Origin of the sequence: Gemmata palustris (assembly GCF_017939745.1) — a bacterium.
GTDB lineage: Bacteria > Planctomycetota > Planctomycetia > Gemmatales > Gemmataceae > Gemmata > Gemmata palustris.
Genome location: NZ_JAGKQQ010000001.1, coordinates 3,511,839 through 3,530,040 on the forward strand (window position 1 = coordinate 3,511,839; position 18,202 = coordinate 3,530,040).

Consider the following 18,202-nt stretch of genomic DNA (forward strand, 5'->3'; position numbering starts at 1 on the left):
GGACCACATGAGCGAGCGAAGCGCGGCCCTGGGCATCAAAGGGCCGCCCAAGACCATCGAGCACAACGGCAAGACCTTCACCGTGGCACCGGTGCTCACGCAGGGCACCATGCTCGCGGTGGAACAGAAACTGTACGACCGCGCGAAGGCGGCGCTACTCGAGTTGCGCGACGTGTACCCGGAAGCGGAGTACGTGAAGCGTGCCGATGAATTGCGTAAGCAGCGCGAGGACGGATACTACTCGTTCGAGTCCGAGCGCACGATGGAGTTCCTGCAGACCACGCAAGGCACCGTAGTCCTGCTCTCGTGCATGATGTCCGCCGACAGCGGCGAGATCATGGACCTGCTCACGCACAAATCACAGCAGGTGAAGGAGATTCTGAACGAGGCAATGGAGGACTCGTTCCCGGTGGACAAACGCCCAAAAGCCAAAGCCCCGGCGCCGAACCTGGCGCGCCGCAACCGGGGCAGGTCGTAACGCAGGGCGTACTCACCGCGCAGTTCGCGGTCCTGGTGAGTGAGTTTGAACTCACCCTCCCCGAGATCTACGACCTCACCGCGCGCCAGATCCACAGCGTGTACTTCCACCCGCGCGACAAGGACGGGGTGATTCAGGGTCCGGCACCCGTGAGCGCTCCGGCGGACGATCGCACGAAACTGACCCAGCTGCTCGCGATGTCGCAGATCTTCCACATGAAGCCCGAGGACGTGGAGCGGGTCAAACAGCGCCTGGAGGCCCTCAACAGTGGCGTACAGCACCAATGACCTGCTCGTGATCTTGAACCGGCAGGTGGGCGACGTGCGGGGCATCCTGCGCACGCTCACGCCGCTGGTCGGCCGCATCTCCGGGCAACTGAAGGACATGAAGGCGGGCGGGCCGGGCGCGCCCCCGGGACCGAAGAAGCGCGCCCCCAGTTTCTTCTCGCAACTCCAGTACGGGCTCAAGAGCACGCTCAAGGCGATCGGGACCATCAGCGCCGTCGTGGCCGGCATCATCGGGGCGGTCACGGCGCTGCCCCTCGCGCTGGCGAGCATCGTCAAAGTCGCCGCCTCGTTCGTCCGGGCACTGAACCCGTACCTCGTCGAACAGTACGAGCGCGAGGTACAGAACCTGCGCGCCACGATCGGGTACGGGCTGGTGCCGATCGTCCAGTACGCGACCAAGGCGGTCCGCGACTGGGCGGGGATTCTTCTGCCGTCCATCCAGATGCTGCGCCCCCTCGTGGAGCGCATCAGCGCCGCGGTGTCCGGCGTGTTCCTCGGCGCGGTGCGGACCGTGGCGCGAGTGATGGAAGGGTTCGCGAAGGTACTGACCCCGCTCGTCGGGACGATCGAAAGTAACATGGCTGCCTGGGGGGCGCTCCTGGAAGTGATCGCGTCCGTGGTCGCCGTCGCCGTCGAGTTCGGCGGGGCGATTCAACTGTGGGTCACGTTGTCGAATAGCTACGCGGACGGGCTCAAACGCCTCATCACCGCGGTCACCATCCTCACCGCGCGCCTCATCGGGGCGCTGGGCGGGGCCGACGCCTTGAAGAAGTTCCGGGACTCGCTCGGGGACGCCATCGAGAGCCGCAAGAACCCGAAGCGCGGGCTCCTGGCGGCACCCACGGATGCGGGGGTCAGCGGTATCGAGGACATCGCCCGGAAGATGAGCGAGCGCGCCTTCGCCGCGACCGCCGGGGCCGGGAACACGCAGAAGAGCGAAACCGAGTTCCTGGAAGACATCTTCAAGACCGTGGGCGAGATCCAGAAGGAGCCGATCAAGAACCTGCCCCAGATCATTTCCGACGGCGTCCGGGACGGCATCCGGGCGGCCGCGGCCGCGGAGTTCCAGCGCAGCCCCGCGGGTCAGGGACTGGCATTCGTGCGCGACGAGTCTGCGGGACTGGGCGATAAGGCGCTCACCGCGGTGGGCGACCTGTACCGCGACGGGCGCGCCTGGTTCAACCGGCGCACCCACACCGCATTAGGGGGCAACTGATGGCTCTGAACCTGCTGGAACTGACGGACAACGGCGGCGGCGGGATGGTCACCGCCATCACCCAGGAGGAGGGCGGCGCGGAGGTCCCGTACCGGTACCCGCCGGCGGCGAGCGACACCCCCCCAACCGTGGCGGCAATCTCCTCCGTGTTCGACTACTTCACGGGCGGGGTGAACAACCTGGAACCCAAGGTCGTCGGCAGCGGGACGAACAACGCGGGCAAGATCGACCGCACACTCCCGCCGGTTCACCCGTTCCGCCCTGAGCTGAGCGCCGCCGGCGTCACGGGCATGGTGGGCGTGGGCCAGCAGTTCCCGGGCACCTCGGTGCAGGTGTTCGGGTTGCCGCCTGTGACGGACCAGTTCCCGCTGTACGCCCAGTACGACTACAAGGTGCGGTTCGCCAAGCGCCCGTACTTCCTGCTCCCCAACGAGAAGATCAACGTCACCAACGGCACGTACTTCAAGCCCGACGGGACGAGCGTGAGCTACCTGTACGCCGACGAGTGGCGGCGGTTCACGAGCACGACCCGGGTGCCATCCAACGACTTCGCGAACGCGACGACGGGGATGATGACGTTCCGGACAGACACCGCAGCCGATCCCGACTCGTTCCCGTACCCGAACACCGTGTTCATGAGCCTGCAGAACAGCGTCATCGAAATCACGTGGTACCAGGTGCCGTACCGCTACCTGCTCGACTTCGGGACCCAGCGCAGCTACCTCACGCGCTTCGTCAGCACCGTGAACCAGAGCGACTGGAACGGCTACGCGGCGGGCTCGCTCCTGTACCTCGGCGCGACGCCCACGAGCTACCTCCCCGCGTCGCCGAAGATCCAGAAACTGTTGAACGCGCTCGCGGTGGGGCTGGACCAGAACCTGCTCTGTAACGTAAAGCTGCGGTTCCTCCACACGGCGCGAGTGGGCACCGACGTGCCGCAATCCTCGCACGCGCTCCTGACGAACAAGAACAACGTCGCGGCGGGCCATAACTGCTTGCCGAACTTCGCGGACCGGAAGTTCTACTACGCGGTGGGCGAGGGCGCGACGGAGCCCGTGAAGAAGGCCACGTTCGAGTCGTTCCCGTTCCAGTTGTTTTTCACCGACCCGATGCTCTCGCAACCGGCAGGGCCGATATGAACCCGTTGGGACCGATCGCCGCGCTACAAGCCCTGATGCCCATCGAACTCACCGCGAAGGCCACGGTGAGCGGGCGCATCTACTACGCCTGGGAACAGCGCGAGCGGAACTACACCACGGGGGATTTCCAGGCGCCGATCTCGCCGCTCCGGGGCACGACAACCGTGGCGCCGGCCCGCGAGGTGAACAACGCCGACGTGCCCACGGGTACGATCGTGCTCGCGCGGCAGGCGGGGTCGGTGGGCGGCCAAGTGTGTTACGAGTTCCAGTACGAGCCGGGGGGCAGCGCGCCCACGCCGGTGTACGGCGAGTCGACTCTCTCCCTTTACACCATCACCGCGGACTTCACGTGGTTCGATTCGACGCTCAGCATCTCGCTACCGAGCGCCGGCACGTACTCGCTGGAATGCACGGCCACGGCTCGCGGCGGCGTGTCCGTGGTCGGCGCCACGAGTTACATCGCCGCGCGCCTGTGGGACGTGACCAATAACTCCGACCTGAACCCGGCCGACCCGTCGATCGCCTTCCTGATTCAGCCCCAAACCACCGTTGCCGTTGTTCGCGCCACCACAACGTTCGGCTTCAACCACACGGCAGCCGGCGCCAAGACGATCCGCCTCGAAGTGTTCCGCGGGCCGAACTTTGGAACGTCGATCATCGACGGGTACAGCAACTCGTCTGTCACCCGGTTGCGGTACTGGAAGATCTCGTGAGCGGGAACCAAACCGCCACTTGGATGGGCTACCGCAAGCTGTCGTGAGGTGTCAGAACATGTGTGGAGCACAGAGCCAGAGTTGGTCCATCTACCGCGGCGAGGATGCGCCCATCGTCCTCACGGGCGCGGGCACGACCGACCCCACGGGCTGGGCACTCGTCGTTACGGTTTCGCAGTACGTGGAACAGGACCCGCCTCTCATCTCCACCACGAACGTCACCGTGGGCGGTCCCGACACGGACGGGGCGTACACGCTGACGGTCGCGCTCACCCGCGCGCAGACCAGCGCCCTCGCCTTCAGCACGTACCGGCTCGACCTCTGGAGGGCGGATTCCGGGTTCAACGTGCGACTGGCGGGCGGGCAACTCCAGGTGCTCACGCCCGTGAGACTGCCCGCGTGATGTGCGTCAGTCGATGCGCAGTTCCTGGGCGGGGCGGTCCACGTTGCGAATGAACGTGATGCGGATGAGGGGGTAGAACTTCTCTGAGGCACCGTCCCAAATCACCGTCTGGTTGCGGTAGATCCACACGTCCGAGAAGAACTTGTTGGGACCGAACTTACTCTCCTGCGTCTCGTCGGGTGCGCCCAGGAGTTTCTTCACCTCGTCGCGCTTCAGCCCCTCGTTGCCGGCACTCTGAACGATCTTCTCGCGAGCCTCCTTCAGAGTGAGTTTCTTCGAGGGTTCGTGGGGAGGAGGAACCTTGCCATCGGAGTGGGGCTCAACTGCCGCGGGCCCCTTGCCGGGCAGTACCGGGTCGCGATACACCGTCGGGCCGCCCTCTTTGTTGCACCCCGTGGACAGGCTCAGAAACAGCGTCAGGACGACGACAGCGCGCATGAGACCGCTCCAACGTGAAAGAGCCCGCGAGGATCACTCGCAGGCATCTTAGCGAAGCGCTAGGGCCGCTCGCCACGTGGGAGTTCGGTTACGCCTTGAACTTCTTCTTCACGACCGACTTCCATTTGTCGGACCGGATCATACGGACGAAACCGGGCTTGAGACCAGTCTCCGACGCTATTTCGGCGTCGGTACGCGCCGGGCTCGCTTGAATTGCGGACTCCACTCGCGTGGCATGGCCGTAAACACGGGCTGCCGCTTCCTGAAAAGGCGTCATCATTTCATCCTCTCGACGGCCGGGTTTAATCGTCACTCTGCTCGAGGTCGATCTCGATCCCTTCCGCCTTGAAAAACTCGCGAAGGGCCCTCTCAATCACCGCGGTCTTCGTGGGCTTCGCTTTGAACTGGTCGCGGTATTTCCGCATTGCCGCACCCACATCCGCGGAGGGGCGGTAACTGATTGGCTTCGCGTCATCGTCAGCGCTGGCCGCATCTTTCTTTGTCGCCATGCCGAGCATTGTAAATCCCTTCCGCTTTTGGAACTACCTCAGTATGCCCCACGCCTCTCTACGTGCCAAGTATTGATGACTCGTATTTCTGAAAAGATTTAGTTGACACGTATGACGCGTATGGTAAGATGCCGGTGTGACGCGAACGAGACACCAACGGGAGACGGAAATGGAACTGATCGACATCGAGGTGTGGGTGATGGTGAACGGTGACGGTGAGTTCGAGGTGTCGAAGGACGCCGAGGAACTGCAGGCCCCCGCGGGCCAGGCGTCGCGGCTGGTGAAGATCACGGTGAAGGTGCCGCTGCCCCAGCCGGTCGAGTTGGAAGCGGAGATCGGGGCCGAGCCGGAGACGGGCGAACTGAAACTGGCGTGAGTAAATGACGCGACCTGCATCAACTTGTCCTTGATGCAGGTCGCTTCCCAACCCCTGATTTGACCAGGAGCTGAGCAATGACCACTTTTACAGAACTTCTCGAGCCGACCAAGAGCGAAAAGCACGGCAGTTTCATCTTCACGTCCGGGAGCACGGACTTCACCAACTCATCCGGCACGCTCACCATCATGGGCACCCGGTCGTTCGCCATCTACGACGTCGAGGAATTCCCCTGCGACTGTGGCCGCGGGTTCATGCTGTTCAAGAAGACCCCGGGCACCGACGTCACCGAGGACCGCTACGCCTGCTTCATCGGCAGTGACGGCGTCGGCCACTGTGAGTGTAAAGGGTTCTACTCGACGGGCCGCTGTAAACACCTCGCCAGCATTCACGAATTGGTCAAAGCCAACCGCATCTAAACCTTCCGCAAATTTGCAGAAGGTTCCCAGGACCGAGCAAGCGGCCAATTGGCCGCTTGCTCCCGGAGGCTTTCACGTGCTTGCGCTCATCCGCTCGGAATGGTTCACGGTCACTCTGAAGCGCGCCGGCTGGTGCTTCCACCACAGCAACGAGGCGGCCCTGCGCGTGCTGCAGGTCGGACCTCTCGTCATCGAACTGGCTTGATTCATTGACGGCGAACTCGACCGCGACGTTGCGGTTAAGTTCACTCTCCCATCACCACGCATGTTGAGGGACAAGCATGGCTGACACACGGAAGACCAAGCTCAAGAAGCTCCGCGCACCGGACGTCGTTGACGCCGACGACATCCTGAGCGATCTCAGCTACTGGAAGAACCTCGCGATCGAGAAGCACCAGGAGAAGGAGAGCGCCTGGCTCCGCGACCGGCTCACGGGCTGGCTGGCGCGCACGCTCGGAGAGATCGAACACGTCGAGGCGCAACTCAACAACCAAGACTCCGAACTCGCCCGCGCGCTCGCCGAGGACGAACGCATATCGGTCAGCAGTGCCCTCTACGACATCGTTGACCTGATGGTGAACTGTCGCCCGAACCACGTGCCCGAGTTCCTGAAAGTCGAGCCGTTCAACATGGCCAAAATCCCCCGCAAGAAGAAGAGCTGACTCTACTCTGACTGGTGTCCACAGTATGGACACCAGTCGCCCTCCCGTTTACTCCCGTTAACCCCACCGGACTCCCGAATTGCCTACGCACGGATGCGGAGAAAGTAATTGCTTGCAACGGACCCCGGGGCGCTGTAAACACTACGTTTACAAGGCTCTGGGGGTTTTTCCGCTTGACCTGATTTGCGACGTGGCCCCGGCCCTCATGGTGTGAAAGCACAGAAGCGAACAGCCGGGACCACGCCACCCAATTCTACGCAACCGGACACCCGTTCTTGCTCCGCGAGGCGCTCAATTCATGGCACGCTGGCTGTTCAAGGAAGAACCGGAGGCGTACAGCTTCGCGGACCTCGCGCGCGACGGCTCCACCACCTGGAGCGGCGTGGCCAACGCGCTCGCGCAGAAGCACTTGCGCGCGGTGAAGAAGGGCGATCACGTGTTCTTCTACGCGACCGGCAAGTTGAAGTCGGTTGTGGGCGTGATGGAGGTGACCGCCGACCCGACCCCGGACCCGGCCGACCCCGCCGGGAAGTGCGTCGCGGTGACGGTCAAACCACTTCGCAAGCTCGCTTCACCCGTTACGCTCGCCACGATCAAAGCGGACAAGGCGTTTGCCTCGTGGGAACTCGTGAAGCAGGCGCGACTCTCCGTGATGCCCGTGCCGGATGATCTGTGGGCGCGGATCGAAGCACTGGGTGCCGAGTAATCGCGCACCCGCGGAAGCGCCCTTCCCGTACTTTCCGGCCCCGCCCCGACGACCCATTCCGCGCCGCGACCATCCCTTTCCCAACCCAGCGGCGGCGGCCTTCCATTTTTCCGCGCCGTCCGTTATCAATCGCGCTGACCCCGAGTGCGTGCTCCCGAGCCCGCGCGCCTGATTCGCCGTAAGTCGTGAGCTACTCGCAATGTCCAACGATCAACAATTGACCGACCGCCTCCCGCCCCAGAACCGCGACGCCGAACGCGGCGTCCTCGGCGGCATCCTGCGCGACCCCGACACGCTGCCGACCGTGCAACAGCACATCGTCACGGACAACTTTTACTTCGACGCGCACCAGAAGATCTATCAGGCGCTGTGCGACCTCGCGACCGACGCGCAACCCATCGACCTCGTGCTGCTGTACGACCGGCTCCGAAAGAACAAGCAGCTCGAAGACGTGGGCGGACAGGCGTACCTGGTCGAGTTGTGGGAGGCGGTGCCGACCGGGGCCAACGCCGAGTACCACGCGAAACTCGTTAAGGACACCGCAATGGTGCGGGGGCTGATCCACGCCAGCAACGAGATCCTGCGCGACGCCTACGACCGCACACAGTCGGGCGACGAACTGGTGGCGCAGGCCGAGCGCAAGATCATGGAGGTGGCGAAGCAGGGGATGGTGGGCGAAACGGCGGTGCTCTCGACCGTGGTCAAGGAAGCGTTCGACCGGCTCGACTCGCGCATCGGCCAGGACAACCTCGCGATCAGCGGGCTGCCCAGTGGCTACGTCGACCTCGACAACATGACCGCGGGCCTGCACAACACCGAACTCGTCATCATCGCCGCGCGCCCGTCCGTCGGTAAGACGGCATTCGCACTGAACGTCGTCAGAAACATCATCGTCGAAGGGGTCTCATCAGGTCAGTCGCCGGTGGTGATGTTCTTCAGCCTCGAAATGGCCCGGATCGAACTGGCCGAGCGCCTCTTGTGCTGCCAGTCGCGCGTGGGCAGCCACAACGTGCGCAAGGGACACCTCAACTCGGACGACCTCCAGAAACTGATGGACGCGGGCGACATCCTCCGCCGGTGCCGGCTCTACATCGACGACACGCCGAGCCGCACGATGATCCAGATCGCGGCCAGCGCCCGGCGGCTGCAGAAGAAGCACGAACGGGACGGCGGGCTGAAGCTCATCGTGATCGACTACCTGCAGCTCATCGAGCCGGAGAACCGCCGCGACCCGCGCCAGGAGCAGGTCGCGCAGATCAGCCGCCGGCTGAAGTTCCTCGCGCGCGAGCTGAAAATCCCGGTGATCGCGCTCGCCCAGGTGAACCGGGCGTCCGAGGACCGCCAGGACCACAAGCCGCGGCTCTCGGACCTCCGCGAATCGGGCTCGATCGAGCAGGACGCCGACACCTGTATGATGCTGCACCGCCCGGGCAAGTTCGAGGGCCAGGAAGACAACGTCCTCGAGGTGATTATCGCGAAGCAGCGCAACGGACCGACGGGCGAAATCACGCTCACGTGGCGGAAAGAGTACAACCGCTACGAGAGCTACATCGCCGACGTCAACATGGGCGACGGCGGCATATGAGCCGGGCCGGGCACCGCACGAGCGCCCGAGTCATCGAACTGTTGAACTCCCGTCCGATTCGGCTTAACATTCACACCCGAGGTCGGTTGAGCCGCGTTCGGGGGCCGCATGGAACTGTTCGCCCAGGGTCTGGTGCTCGTTATCGTCGGAGCGGTCGTTTGGGGCCTCTGGCGTGCGGGTCAGCCGGCCCCGTACTTCGCGGTCCGCATTACACGCGGTGAAGCACGGTCCGCTACGGGAACCGTGACCGCGCCGTTCCTCCAGCGGGTCCAAGAGGTCGCGTCCGAACACCGCATCGCCACGGGGACCGTTTGGGCCGTGGTGCGCCAGGGCGGGCGCATCAGTTTGAAGTTCTCGCGCCACTTCCCTCCGCCCGCCTGTCAACAGCTCCGAAACTGGTGGGGCGCATCGGGCTGGAAGGCTGGTATCCGCCGAAACAAGTGCCCGCGCAAATAACGCAAATACGGCACGATTTACGCCCCAATTGGGCGCGGGGGCGTTACGCGGAGGCGTGTCGCGTGCGGGGCGAGGGCGTCCGCAATGCCGGGATAGAGCACAACGCCTTCTGCCAGTGCGCGTTTCTTGTGCGCGAGACCGCGCTGGCCCGGTACGCGGACCGCATCGACCCCGGGGACCGGCGGGCTGTCGCGGCACGCATTCGCGAGCCACCCGGTTTCGTGCTGAAACGCATCACGTCCACCGAACGCGGTGGGGTCGATCACCTGGACGAACACCGATGCACCCCACTGCGTCGGCGCCTCGGCCCGGCCGAAGCCGCTCAGCCCTTGCGTGAGAGCCTCGACCATCAGCGCCAGCCCGAAACCCTTGTGCCCGTATTCGGCTCCCCCGAGCGGAAGAAGCGAACCCGGCGGGTCGGAGAACAGGGCGTTCGGGTCATCGGTCGGCGCGCCCGCGGCATCGAGCGCCCACGCACCGGGGAACGTCTTCCCCTCGCGCCGGAGCCGACCCGCCATTCCGTTCGTGGTGATCGACGCACTAATGTCGATCAGGATCGGGTCAGCATCGGTCGGGATGCCGACCGCGAACGGATCCGGGGTGAACACCGCTTTTCGCCCGCCAAATGGAGCGACACTGGCCACGGCAGGGTCGGAACTGGCGATCGTAATCATCAGCCCGCGATCGGTCGCACGCTGAAGGAACGCGGCCAAACAACCGATGTGGTGACTCCGCCGAATGACGATCGTCGCGACCCCGTAGGTCGGCGCGCGTTCCACCGCGAGGTCCACGGCCTTCGCGGTGAGCCACACACCCGGGAGCCGGCGCCCGTCCCAGGTCACGGTTGCACCGCGATCCGCGACCACCTCCGGTTCGCCGCGTGGGATCATCCCTCCGGATTCCAATTCGCCGAGGTAAGTGGGGGCCAGTTGCAACCCGTGCGTGGTGTGGCCGAGTAAATCGGCCTCGACCAGCCCCGCGGCGATGGCGGCCGGCTTGTCGCCGTCACAGCCGGCCGCGGCAAAAAGTGCGGTGGCGTACTCGATCAGATCACGAACTTGGTACCGAATCTCGGAACTGGTATTCGACATCGTTTCACCTGGGAGAGCTTACCGCCCGGCGCCGACCGGTTGCCAGTGGGGCCACATGGCGCCGGCGCCGGCCTTCAAACCTGTGATCCGCTTTTCGGTTCGATCGGACAGGTTCATGACGTAAATGTTGCGAACCCCGTCCCGCATCGAGCCGTAGATGATCCACTTCCCGTCCGGCGACGGCTGCGGGTGGTAGTGTAAAGAACCGTCGGCGGACTTGGTGAGTTGCGTGGCCGTGCCGTCGAGTGTCGTCTGGAACAGCTCCACGCTCTTGCCGACCTTCGCCGTGAAATAGACCAGCGCGCCGTCAACGGACCACACCGGCGTATCGCTGCTGCCGCCGTGGAAATCGAACACGTCCAGGAACTCGATCACGCCCCGATACCCACCGCGATCGGCGAGCTTCTTCAGCCCGGTGCCGTCGGGCCGCACAATGTGCGGGTGGCAGTTGTAGTGCTCGCCGCTCACGAAGAGCAGCCACTTCCCGTCCGGCGCCCACTTCGGGGCGAAGTCGAATGCGTGGCCCGTCTTGATGTGCTTCTTGTTCGCGCCGTCCGCGTCGGAAACGTGGAGCTGGTAGTTCTCGTGGTAGCAGATGAACTTGCCGTCGGGCGACGCGCTGTACCCGTAAGCGAACCCACCGCCCTTCCCCGACACGTCGCGCTTGTTGCGCCCGTCCGGGTCCATGAGATAGGGCTTTGAGACGCCCTTAATGAGCGGCGTGAAACCGAGCCCGCGCCCGTCCGGGAGGAAGAACAGCCCGCCGTTGTAGTGGCTGACGCGATCCACTCCCGTCACGTTCGCGACTTTCCCCGAAGCGAGATCGAGCAAGCACGAATCGAGCTTCCACTTGCCCTCTTCCATGCGGAATTGTTTGTTCTCGTCTTCCCATTTCGCATTTTCGGGCGACTGCCAGCCGGCGCCGATGATTGCGGCCTTACCGTCCGGCGCCCAGCCCGCGAACTGGGTCCAGGTGTCGGGTTCCTTCGCCAGTTCTTCAGCGACCAGGCGCGGACCCGTGCCGTCGGCTTTGACGACCGCGGCGCGCATCGTGCGCACGTTCGCGTGCCGACCGCCGGGGAGGTTCGTTTTGAGCTCCGTGTACCCGATGAGCGGAACCGCGGGCTCCGCACCGCGTGCGGGTACGCAGTGCGTCAGTGTGAATATCCCACCGAGCAGGCTCACGAACATTCTGGCGCTCGCGCTGCGGATCATGGCGGACCTCCGTGGTTCAATCTTTCCAGAACGTGGATTCGCGCGGGGCCTGGTACCGCACCGCGAGGTGCGGCGTTTCCAGGCGCTTCTGCCCCTTGGAAAGCGAGTGCGTGCCGGCTTCGACCAGCCCCGATGTGAGCAGCGTCCGCTCGACCGGGTACGGCGCCCGCCCGGTCAGGAACGTCTCTTCGACCTTCGACATGAGCGCGGCCGAATAGACGACGTTGGGGTTCGGCGGAAGATAAAACAGCGTCGAGAGCGGTTCGGCCTCTCCCCTCACGCGCGCGGCGAACGTGAAATCGCCGACGAGCCCGTTCATCAGGAGCATCGTGGCCTTCAGTCCGTCGGCGTACTCGAAACGATAAGCGACGGGCACCTTCACCCACTCGCGCATCTGCTTCACGGTCGGGAACCGGTGACTGTACGTCGGCGCTTGCGCGAGCGTCTGACTGCGGCAGAGGCAGGCATCGAACAGTTGCGGGTTCCACCCGCCCGCCTTCCACGAACCGGCTTCCAGCGCGTTCCAAACCGAGTCGCCGCGCAGCGCCTGGAGCGCAACCACACCCGTTTCGCCGCCCTTCCGCCGCTCGGCCATGCACTGAATCACCTCGAGCGCGTGGAAGTCGTAACTGTCCACGCCGCCCATCGCCACGCACATCACTTCTTCGACCTCGGCCCCGAGCGGCATATCGACCGCCGGCATGCGCCACGTCACCGGGAGCGACGATCCGGCGAGGAACGGGAACTTGAGTTCGCGCGCCGTATCGACCATCTCCTTCGCCCACGCGAACTTCCACGAGAGGTGCTTGTCGTTGAACACGGGCGCAGCGCGGCCGTCCTTTTTGAAGACCTCCGCGACCTGCTTGAAGAACTCGTAGCGCGGGTACTTCTTCTGCCCGAACTCGTTGTCCGGGTAGTCCCCGTGCTCGCCGATAATCAGCACCGCATCGACCGCGAGCTTGTCCGTTCCGCAGCGCAGGGCTTCGGCGACGGACTTGTAGATCGTGAACCCGGATTCGCGGGCGCGGTCCCGGCTCAGGTCGTTCTTCGGGAACTGATCGACATACGCGGCCACCACGTCAATCGCCGGCCGGCGCCACTTCCCCTTGATGGGGTAACCGGCCAGGAACCGCTCCGCCATGTGCCAGGCGTGCGACCGGTCACGCCACTCGGTCGTGACGACCGCCATTTTCTTCCGCGGACCCGGGTCCGCACTGAAGGCGCCGGCACCGAGAGCACTGGCCCCGACCGCACCCAGGAAATCTCGTCGCGTGAGCATGTGGTCCTTTCTCGTGTCACAGTTTCTTCAGCAGTTCCGTGACTTTGGCGTAGAAGAGCTGTTCCCATTCGGGGGCGAGCCGACAATCGCTGTCTTCCTGGGCGCCGCCCACGTTCCGAAGCTGTTGCGCCGTGGGGGTGTAGTAGATGTACCCGTTCGTGTAACCGGCCACGAACGTCGACTTGTGCGGCGAGGTTTTCTTGACGTTCAGCCCGATCTCGACCGTCAGTTCGCCGGGGAAGGTGACGAGTATGAAGTCGCCGACGCACAAGGCGGTCATTTCCACTTCGAGCGGCTTGCGCCCGGCCGCGAGGTTCGCAGCCTGGTGCTTCTGAAGGAGCGCGAGGTTGGTTTGCACGCGCGTGATCTGCTCCATCACTTCGATGTTGCTGAGGTACGCGCGCAGGTTCCTCCGGTTCGTGTCGTCGAGCTTGAGCAGGTCGGAGCGCCCCTGGGCCTTCTCCGTGAGGTAGAGGTGCGAGGAGTATGAGGGGAACTCCTTCGACAGGTTGTACTTCCCCGCCAGTTCGAGGAACGTCTTGAAGTTCAGGCTCGTTCCCTGGAGCGACTTCACCAAGCGCGCTTGTTCCGCGATCAGCGCTTCGATGCGCTCAGAATGGTCCGCACGCGGGAGCTGGATCGTCTCGTTGAGTACCTTCAACGGCGCATCGGCGCGGCACGTGATCTTCCGGATCGCCTGGAGCGCGCTGAGACCGAGCATGTCGCCCAGTGGTTCGGCATGGCGCGGCTGGTGGACGTCCTTGTACCGCACCGGGTTGATGTCCCCGCCGCACCCCTGGACGAACAGGGCGACCGCGCCCGCACGCAGATTGTCCTCGATCACCTTCGACGCGAAACCAACAATGTCCGCGGTGTTCCCATCCCCCAGAACGCCCATGATCGGGTGGCACGCGAAGTTGTACACCACCGCGAGCGTCTGCCCGTCCTTCTTGTCCAGGCGCAGGATTCCGATCTGCGGATCGATGGGACCGACACTCGCCACCTCCTCATCAGGGGGAAGTGCGTAGGCGTGTCGAACGTCCACTTCTTTGCCGCTCTTCAGTTTGAGTCGGCGGTTCTCCGACACGCGGGACTCGCTCCCCACGCCCCCACCGACGTTCACCGGAACCATGTTCTCGGTCGCGATCTTCACGGCCTCGAACGTCTTCTCACCGACATCAGCGCAGACGATCCCGTGGCAGTGACTCGCGTTAATCGTTACGTATTCGGGCGCGATCTTCAGTTCCTTCTGAACCCGGGCGCGCACGTTACCGAGGTAGTCGTTGCCGATGTGACCAATCTCGCCGATGGCAACGGCATCGACGGTGATGAGGACCGCCGTCGTCGCGCCGTTCTTGAGAACGAGAGCCTTTACGAATAGCGGATCGTTGAGCGGAAGGATCTTCTTGTTGGTGATCTCGACTTTCGCGACCCCGGCGAAGAGCGCCCCAGCTTTGGCCGGTTCTGGGAGTGTTGGTGGAGGTGCGATTGGGGCCGGGGAGTTTGTCGACGGCTTCAGTTCCCCGCACCCGGGCAAGCCGAACGCAAAGTACAGGAGCAGAACCGGACGCATCATGACCGCACCCTCACTGATGACCCAAGGCGAGCCGACTGCACGCTGTTCCCACTCACGAAGTCGCTACCCGGGCCGGTCAATCCTTCAGCGGGAGCCCGCTCGCGCGCAGGAGCGTTTCCTGCACGGTCAAATCGTGTTCGTAAGAGAAATCGGCGCCCTTCTCTCCGCGAATGACGCGGGCCATGTCCGCGGCGTCACCGACGTACCGCGTGTACTTCGGGAACGTGATGTCCTGCGTGCCCTTCTTGTACTCCCCGCGTGCTTTCGACAGCGAGACGCGCGCGGCCGGGTTGTCGAGCGGTTGAATGTGGAACGTGCCCTCGGTCCCGCACACCACGAGGTGCCGACGGTCGCCGCCCTCGACCTCGATCGCGCTCGACTTCACGCTCGCGGTCGCACGCGGGTAACTCAGTACCGCGAGCGTGTTGTCGAGAAGTTTGTCGTCGAGCGTTGAGGAGTGCAGCGGGAACGATGCGACGTCCTTCGGTTTGCCCAACACGCCGATCACCAAGTCGAGGACGTGACAGCCCAGCTCGAACATGATCCCGCCGCGGTACTCGGCGAGCCGCTTCCGCTCGGCCGGCGCAACAACCTTGCTCATCACGGTGTGGACCTCGAACACCTCACCGAGCCAGCCCTTCTTGAGGAACTCGCGGAGCAGAACGACCGCCGGGCTGTAGCGGTACATGTAGCCCATTTGCACGAGCAACTTCTTCTTGGCTGCAGCGCTGAGGATGCGTTTGAATTGCGGCAGCGATTCACCGGCCGGCTTGTCGATATGCACGTGCATCCCGGCAGAAACGCACGCTTCGGCGTTGTCGAGCAGGTCGCGCACGCGCGTCTCCACAAGCACCGCTTGAAGCCCAGGTGTTTCGAGGAGTTGTTCGCGCGTGAGCCACTTCAGGTCGCGATAGGTCGGGGAATTCTCGGCTTGCTTGCGGAGTTCCGCGTCCGGCTCGACGCCGCCGACCACTTCGTAATCGGGCGAGGCACGGTACACCGACAGCTTGCTCGCGTGGGCGTGCCCGACGCCGATTTGCCCGATCTTGATGCGCGTCCCTCCGGGCTTCGGGTCACTCGCACCTGCCGAAAGTGTCGCCTCTCCGAGAGCGATTGCCGCGCTGAGGTGCGCGAGCGCGTGACGGCGCGTGGGGGCTGGCATGGATTTTCTCGCGTAACGGTCAAAGCAGGCGGGTGGAAAGCACTTCACGCGAGTGCTTCGCGGGCACGAGTCACAGGAGGCGAGTTCGGCGGAAGGCTGGCGTCGCCATATTCGACCCGATCCGCGGACCGAGTGCAACAGTGAGCCAACCGCGAACGGATTTCTTGTCGGAACTCGCCCGCGCCGGTCGCGTGTAGCGAACGAATCGCATTCTCCTTCCCCCGACGCCAAGAAAAGCGCACTCGCAGTAGCTACTGAGTTTGAGATATGCCGATATGGGAATATATATTCCTCATGGCCCGGTCACCCACTACCTCGGATGCGTTCAACGCGGTCGCCGAACCGCGGCGCCGGGACATTCTCGACCTGCTCGCGCGGGGCGAGCGGTCGGTGAACGACCTGGTGGCGGCTCTCAAACTCACGCAACCGCAGGTGTCCAAGCACCTGGCCGTGTTGCGAGAAGTGGGGCTGGTGAACGTGCGCGGGTCCGGGCGCCAGCGGTTCTACGCGCTGAACGCCGCGGGGCTGAAACCGATTCACGATTGGGTCAAGGTTTACGAGCGGCTCTGGAACGAGCGCCTGGACCGGTTGGACGAGTACCTCAAGGAACTCCAGTCACAGGAGAAACCGAATGACGGCGAGTAGCAAACCCGCGGCACACACCGCGGACCGCGAGATCGTCACCACGCGCGATTTTGACGCGCCGCGCGAGCTGGTGTTCGCGGCGTGGACCGATGCGAAGCACGTCTCGAACTGGTGGGGGCCGAACGGCTTCACCACGACCACACACGTAATGGACGTGCGGCCGGGCGGCGAGTGGCGGTTCATCATGCACGGCCCGGACGGGCGCAACTACCCGAACAGGATCTCGTACCTCGAAGTCGCGCGGCCCGAGCGCCTCGTCTACAAGCACGGCGGCGAAGTGGAACTCGAACCCGTCGATTTCCACACGACCGTGACCTTCACCGAAGTGAACGGCAAGACGCGCGTCACGATGCGGGCGGTGTTCCCGTCGGCCGAGGAGCGCGACCGCGTGGCGCGGGAGTACGGCGCCGTCGAGGGCGGCCAGCAAACACTGGCGCGGCTCGCCGAGCACCTCGCCGGATCAACCGGAACCGTTTCGGACCGCACGATCACCAGTACGCGCATCATCGAAGCGCCACAAGAGCGCGTGTTCCAAGCATTCGCGAACCCGGACCAGTTGAAATACTGGTGGGGACCGAACGGGTTCGCGAACACGATCGAGAAGTTCGAGCTGTACCCGGGCGGCACCTGGCGCCTCACCATGCACGGACCCGACGGCGCGGACTACCACAACGAGAGCGTCTTCACCGAGGTGTCGGTGCCGGAGCGCGTCGTGTTCGAGCACCGCGAGCCGGTTCACCGGTTCACAATGGAAATGACCTTCGCCGCGGAAGGTGACCGAACGCGGCTCACCTGGCGCATGGTCTTCGAGTCCGCGTCGGAGTTCGCAAAAGTCAAAGATTTCATCGTCCCGGCGAACGAGCAGAACTTTGACCGGCTCGCCGCGCACCTCGCATCGCTGTGATTTCGTAGTCGGCGCGAGTGCGATGAGTCCTCACGCCGGGCTCCAGTTCCCCACACGGAGGAAGTAGCTGATGTCAACTCACTCGCCCGCGCCGCCATCGAAGGGCGCGCGCTGGGCCGGGCACGTCCTGAGCGGATTAGTCGGTGCGTTCCTGCTCCTGGACGGCGTCGCCAAACTGTTCAAGCCCGTGCAGGTCGTCGAGGGCACGGTGAAACTCGGGTACCCCGAGGACGTGATCGTCCCGCTCGGGATCACACTGGCTGCGTGCTCGGTCCTCTACCTGATTCCGCGGACGGCGGTCCTCGGCGCGATCCTGCTCACGGGCTACCTCGGTGGGGCCGTCGCCACTCACGTTCGGGTCGGCGGCAGTGCGTTCTCCATCGCCTTCGGGGTCGGCTTCGGCGTTCTGGTTTGGTTGGGGCTGTACCTGCGCAAGCCGCGCCTCCGGGCTCTCGTCCCACTGCGATAGTCCTCAACCGGCATTCCGTTTCAACTTCACAGGAACCGATCTCATGGCCACGAATCAAGATTCGGCGTCGGACCGCGAAATCGTCATCACGCGCGAGTTCGCTGCGCCGCGCGAGTTAGTATGGAAGGTGTGGACGCAGCCCGAACACATCACGCAGTGGTGGGGGCCGCGCGGGTTCAACACGACCGTCACCGAGATGGACCTGCGACCCGGCGGTAAGTGGCGCTACGTCATGCACGGCCCGGACGGGGCCGAGTACCCGGTGCGCGGGGTGTTCCGCGAGGTGATTCCGCCGCAGCGGATCGTGACAACGGACGAGTTCGATGAGGGGTGGAAGCCGCCGCAACCGATCGACCTGCCGAGCGGTATCGTCGCGACCGCGGTGTTCGATGCGCTCGGCACACGAACGCGGCTCACGCTCACGATCAGCCACGCGACCATCGAGGACAAGAACAAGCACGCGGCGATGGGCGT

Annotated in this window: 23 protein-coding genes and 3 pseudogenes; 18 read left to right on the forward strand and 8 right to left on the reverse strand. The window is 64.3% G+C overall.

What is annotated here, in order from left to right; genetic code table 11:
- Positions 1-7 precede the first annotated feature (7 nt).
- Genes J8F10_RS14410 through J8F10_RS14435 form a run of 6 tightly spaced genes read left to right on the forward strand, consistent with a single transcriptional unit; the run spans position 8 to position 4,236 of the window.
- Complete coding sequence (locus J8F10_RS14410; protein WP_210654623.1) at positions 8-478, forward strand: hypothetical protein; 471 nt, start codon at positions 8-10, stop codon at positions 476-478.
- A gap of 35 nt (positions 479-513) precedes the next feature.
- The gene (locus J8F10_RS14415) at positions 514-765 is read left to right on the forward strand and encodes a hypothetical protein (protein WP_210654625.1); all 252 of its coding nucleotides are present in this window, start codon (positions 514-516) and stop codon (positions 763-765) included.
- Positions 746-1,981, forward strand: a complete 1,236-nt coding sequence (locus J8F10_RS14420) for a hypothetical protein (RefSeq protein WP_210654627.1) — start codon at positions 746-748, stop codon at positions 1,979-1,981. The genes J8F10_RS14415 and J8F10_RS14420 overlap by 20 nt, the downstream gene beginning before the upstream one ends.
- On the forward strand, positions 1,981-3,120 hold the full coding sequence (locus tag J8F10_RS14425) for a hypothetical protein (protein ID WP_210654629.1): 1,140 nt from the start codon (positions 1,981-1,983) through the stop codon (positions 3,118-3,120). Before J8F10_RS14420 ends, J8F10_RS14425 begins: the two co-directional genes overlap by 1 nt.
- Complete coding sequence (locus tag J8F10_RS14430; protein WP_210654631.1) at positions 3,117-3,833, forward strand: hypothetical protein; 717 nt, start codon at positions 3,117-3,119, stop codon at positions 3,831-3,833. The genes J8F10_RS14425 and J8F10_RS14430 overlap by 4 nt, the downstream gene beginning before the upstream one ends.
- Before the next feature lie 58 nt (positions 3,834-3,891).
- Positions 3,892-4,236 (forward strand): hypothetical protein, encoded by a 345-nt coding sequence (locus tag J8F10_RS14435; RefSeq protein WP_210654633.1) that lies wholly within the window; start codon positions 3,892-3,894, stop codon positions 4,234-4,236.
- 6 nt (positions 4,237-4,242) lie between these two features.
- On the opposite strand, the gene J8F10_RS14440 is transcribed toward J8F10_RS14435, so the two are convergent.
- From J8F10_RS14440 to J8F10_RS14450, 3 genes are all read right to left on the reverse strand, one after another.
- Positions 4,243-4,674 carry a hypothetical protein gene (locus J8F10_RS14440; protein WP_210654635.1) on the reverse strand — a complete coding sequence of 144 codons (432 nt, stop codon included), beginning with the start codon at positions 4,672-4,674 and terminating at the stop codon, positions 4,243-4,245.
- 88 nt (positions 4,675-4,762) lie between these two features.
- Complete coding sequence (locus tag J8F10_RS14445) at positions 4,763-4,954, reverse strand: hypothetical protein (protein ID WP_210654637.1); 192 nt, start codon at positions 4,952-4,954, stop codon at positions 4,763-4,765.
- 22 nt (positions 4,955-4,976) lie between these two features.
- A complete protein-coding gene (locus tag J8F10_RS14450; RefSeq protein ID WP_210654639.1) occupies positions 4,977-5,183 on the reverse strand; it encodes a hypothetical protein in 207 nt (68 codons plus the stop codon).
- A gap of 169 nt (positions 5,184-5,352) precedes the next feature.
- On the opposite strand from J8F10_RS14450, the gene J8F10_RS14455 reads away from it, so the two are divergent.
- From J8F10_RS14455 to J8F10_RS14480, 7 genes are all read left to right on the forward strand, one after another.
- A complete protein-coding gene (locus J8F10_RS14455; protein ID WP_210654641.1) occupies positions 5,353-5,559 on the forward strand; it encodes a hypothetical protein in 207 nt (68 codons plus the stop codon).
- A gap of 77 nt (positions 5,560-5,636) precedes the next feature.
- Complete coding sequence (locus tag J8F10_RS14460; protein ID WP_210654643.1) at positions 5,637-5,978, forward strand: hypothetical protein; 342 nt, start codon at positions 5,637-5,639, stop codon at positions 5,976-5,978.
- A gap of 76 nt (positions 5,979-6,054) precedes the next feature.
- Positions 6,055-6,183, forward strand: coding sequence for a hypothetical protein (locus J8F10_RS39870; RefSeq protein ID WP_261363059.1), 129 nt, complete (start codon positions 6,055-6,057; stop codon positions 6,181-6,183).
- A gap of 76 nt (positions 6,184-6,259) precedes the next feature.
- Positions 6,260-6,640, forward strand: coding sequence for a hypothetical protein (locus tag J8F10_RS14465; RefSeq protein ID WP_210654645.1), 381 nt, complete (start codon positions 6,260-6,262; stop codon positions 6,638-6,640).
- Between the two features lie 298 nt (positions 6,641-6,938).
- Complete coding sequence (locus J8F10_RS14470) at positions 6,939-7,346, forward strand: EVE domain-containing protein (protein ID WP_210654647.1); 408 nt, start codon at positions 6,939-6,941, stop codon at positions 7,344-7,346.
- Positions 7,347-7,545: 199 nt separating this feature from the next.
- Positions 7,546-8,931 carry a replicative DNA helicase gene (dnaB, locus tag J8F10_RS14475; RefSeq protein ID WP_210654649.1) on the forward strand — a complete coding sequence of 462 codons (1,386 nt, stop codon included), beginning with the start codon at positions 7,546-7,548 and terminating at the stop codon, positions 8,929-8,931.
- Between the two features lie 108 nt (positions 8,932-9,039).
- The gene (locus J8F10_RS14480; RefSeq protein WP_210654651.1) at positions 9,040-9,387 is read left to right on the forward strand and encodes a DUF3634 family protein; all 348 of its coding nucleotides are present in this window, start codon (positions 9,040-9,042) and stop codon (positions 9,385-9,387) included.
- 17 nt (positions 9,388-9,404) lie between these two features.
- Here J8F10_RS14480 and J8F10_RS14485 read toward each other — a convergent pair whose 3' ends face one another.
- The 5 genes from J8F10_RS14485 to J8F10_RS14505 all read right to left on the reverse strand — a co-directional run bounded on the left by J8F10_RS14485 (position 9,405) and on the right by J8F10_RS14505 (position 15,710).
- The gene (locus J8F10_RS14485) at positions 9,405-10,478 is read right to left on the reverse strand and encodes an Ldh family oxidoreductase (RefSeq protein ID WP_210654653.1); all 1,074 of its coding nucleotides are present in this window, start codon (positions 10,476-10,478) and stop codon (positions 9,405-9,407) included.
- Between the two features lie 18 nt (positions 10,479-10,496).
- Entirely contained in the window at positions 10,497-11,693 is a 1,197-nt protein-coding gene (locus J8F10_RS14490; RefSeq protein ID WP_210654655.1) for a PD40 domain-containing protein, read from the reverse strand.
- Between the two features lie 16 nt (positions 11,694-11,709).
- Positions 11,710-12,972, reverse strand: coding sequence for a twin-arginine translocation signal domain-containing protein (locus J8F10_RS14495; protein ID WP_210654657.1), 1,263 nt, complete (start codon positions 12,970-12,972; stop codon positions 11,710-11,712).
- Positions 12,973-12,988: 16 nt separating this feature from the next.
- Complete coding sequence (locus tag J8F10_RS14500) at positions 12,989-14,548, reverse strand: hypothetical protein (protein ID WP_210654659.1); 1,560 nt, start codon at positions 14,546-14,548, stop codon at positions 12,989-12,991.
- Between the two features lie 76 nt (positions 14,549-14,624).
- Positions 14,625-15,710, reverse strand: a complete 1,086-nt coding sequence (locus J8F10_RS14505) for a Gfo/Idh/MocA family protein (RefSeq protein WP_210654661.1) — start codon at positions 15,708-15,710, stop codon at positions 14,625-14,627.
- 294 nt (positions 15,711-16,004) lie between these two features.
- On the opposite strand from J8F10_RS14505, the gene J8F10_RS14510 reads away from it, so the two are divergent.
- The 5 genes and pseudogenes from J8F10_RS14510 to J8F10_RS40830 all read left to right on the forward strand — a co-directional run.
- A complete protein-coding gene (locus J8F10_RS14510; protein WP_210654663.1) occupies positions 16,005-16,355 on the forward strand; it encodes an ArsR/SmtB family transcription factor in 351 nt (116 codons plus the stop codon).
- Positions 16,342-16,824, forward strand: a pseudogene (locus J8F10_RS40820) (SRPBCC family protein); the annotation flags it as partial. The gene J8F10_RS14510 and the pseudogene J8F10_RS40820, both read left to right, overlap by 14 nt.
- Before the next feature lie 27 nt (positions 16,825-16,851).
- Positions 16,852-17,259 (forward strand): annotated as a pseudogene (locus tag J8F10_RS40825) (SRPBCC family protein); the annotation flags it as partial.
- Between the two features lie 70 nt (positions 17,260-17,329).
- A complete protein-coding gene (locus J8F10_RS14520; RefSeq protein WP_210654667.1) occupies positions 17,330-17,728 on the forward strand; it encodes a DoxX family protein in 399 nt (132 codons plus the stop codon).
- A 43-nt stretch (positions 17,729-17,771) separates the two neighbouring features.
- Positions 17,772-18,188: pseudogene (locus J8F10_RS40830) on the forward strand (SRPBCC domain-containing protein); the annotation flags it as partial.
- Between the last annotated feature and the right edge of the window lie 14 nt (positions 18,189-18,202).

Bases quoted from the DNA above. Each gene is read 5' to 3' on its own strand.
- J8F10_RS14410 (WP_210654623.1), top strand. From the start codon at position 8: ATGAGCGAGCGAAGCGCGGCCCTGGGCATCAAAGGGCCGCCCAAGACC.
- J8F10_RS14425 (WP_210654629.1), top strand. From the start codon at position 1,981: ATGGCTCTGAACCTGCTGGAACTGACGGACAACGGCGGCGGCGGGATG.
- J8F10_RS14430 (WP_210654631.1), top strand. From the start codon at position 3,117: ATGAACCCGTTGGGACCGATCGCCGCGCTACAAGCCCTGATGCCCATC.
- J8F10_RS14435 (WP_210654633.1), top strand. From the start codon at position 3,892: ATGTGTGGAGCACAGAGCCAGAGTTGGTCCATCTACCGCGGCGAGGAT.
- J8F10_RS14440 (WP_210654635.1), bottom strand. From the start codon at position 4,674: ATGCGCGCTGTCGTCGTCCTGACGCTGTTTCTGAGCCTGTCCACGGGG.
- J8F10_RS14445 (WP_210654637.1), bottom strand. From the start codon at position 4,954: ATGATGACGCCTTTTCAGGAAGCGGCAGCCCGTGTTTACGGCCATGCC.
- J8F10_RS14450 (WP_210654639.1), bottom strand. From the start codon at position 5,183: ATGGCGACAAAGAAAGATGCGGCCAGCGCTGACGATGACGCGAAGCCA.
- J8F10_RS14455 (WP_210654641.1), top strand. From the start codon at position 5,353: ATGGAACTGATCGACATCGAGGTGTGGGTGATGGTGAACGGTGACGGT.
- J8F10_RS14460 (WP_210654643.1), top strand. From the start codon at position 5,637: ATGACCACTTTTACAGAACTTCTCGAGCCGACCAAGAGCGAAAAGCAC.
- J8F10_RS14465 (WP_210654645.1), top strand. From the start codon at position 6,260: ATGGCTGACACACGGAAGACCAAGCTCAAGAAGCTCCGCGCACCGGAC.
- J8F10_RS14470 (WP_210654647.1), top strand. From the start codon at position 6,939: ATGGCACGCTGGCTGTTCAAGGAAGAACCGGAGGCGTACAGCTTCGCG.
- dnaB (WP_210654649.1), top strand. From the start codon at position 7,546: ATGTCCAACGATCAACAATTGACCGACCGCCTCCCGCCCCAGAACCGC.
- J8F10_RS14480 (WP_210654651.1), top strand. From the start codon at position 9,040: ATGGAACTGTTCGCCCAGGGTCTGGTGCTCGTTATCGTCGGAGCGGTC.
- J8F10_RS14485 (WP_210654653.1), bottom strand. From the start codon at position 10,478: ATGTCGAATACCAGTTCCGAGATTCGGTACCAAGTTCGTGATCTGATC.
- J8F10_RS14490 (WP_210654655.1), bottom strand. From the start codon at position 11,693: ATGATCCGCAGCGCGAGCGCCAGAATGTTCGTGAGCCTGCTCGGTGGG.
- J8F10_RS14495 (WP_210654657.1), bottom strand. From the start codon at position 12,972: ATGCTCACGCGACGAGATTTCCTGGGTGCGGTCGGGGCCAGTGCTCTC.
- J8F10_RS14500 (WP_210654659.1), bottom strand. From the start codon at position 14,548: ATGATGCGTCCGGTTCTGCTCCTGTACTTTGCGTTCGGCTTGCCCGGG.
- J8F10_RS14505 (WP_210654661.1), bottom strand. From the start codon at position 15,710: ATGCCAGCCCCCACGCGCCGTCACGCGCTCGCGCACCTCAGCGCGGCA.
- J8F10_RS14510 (WP_210654663.1), top strand. From the start codon at position 16,005: ATGGCCCGGTCACCCACTACCTCGGATGCGTTCAACGCGGTCGCCGAA.
- J8F10_RS14520 (WP_210654667.1), top strand. From the start codon at position 17,330: ATGTCAACTCACTCGCCCGCGCCGCCATCGAAGGGCGCGCGCTGGGCC.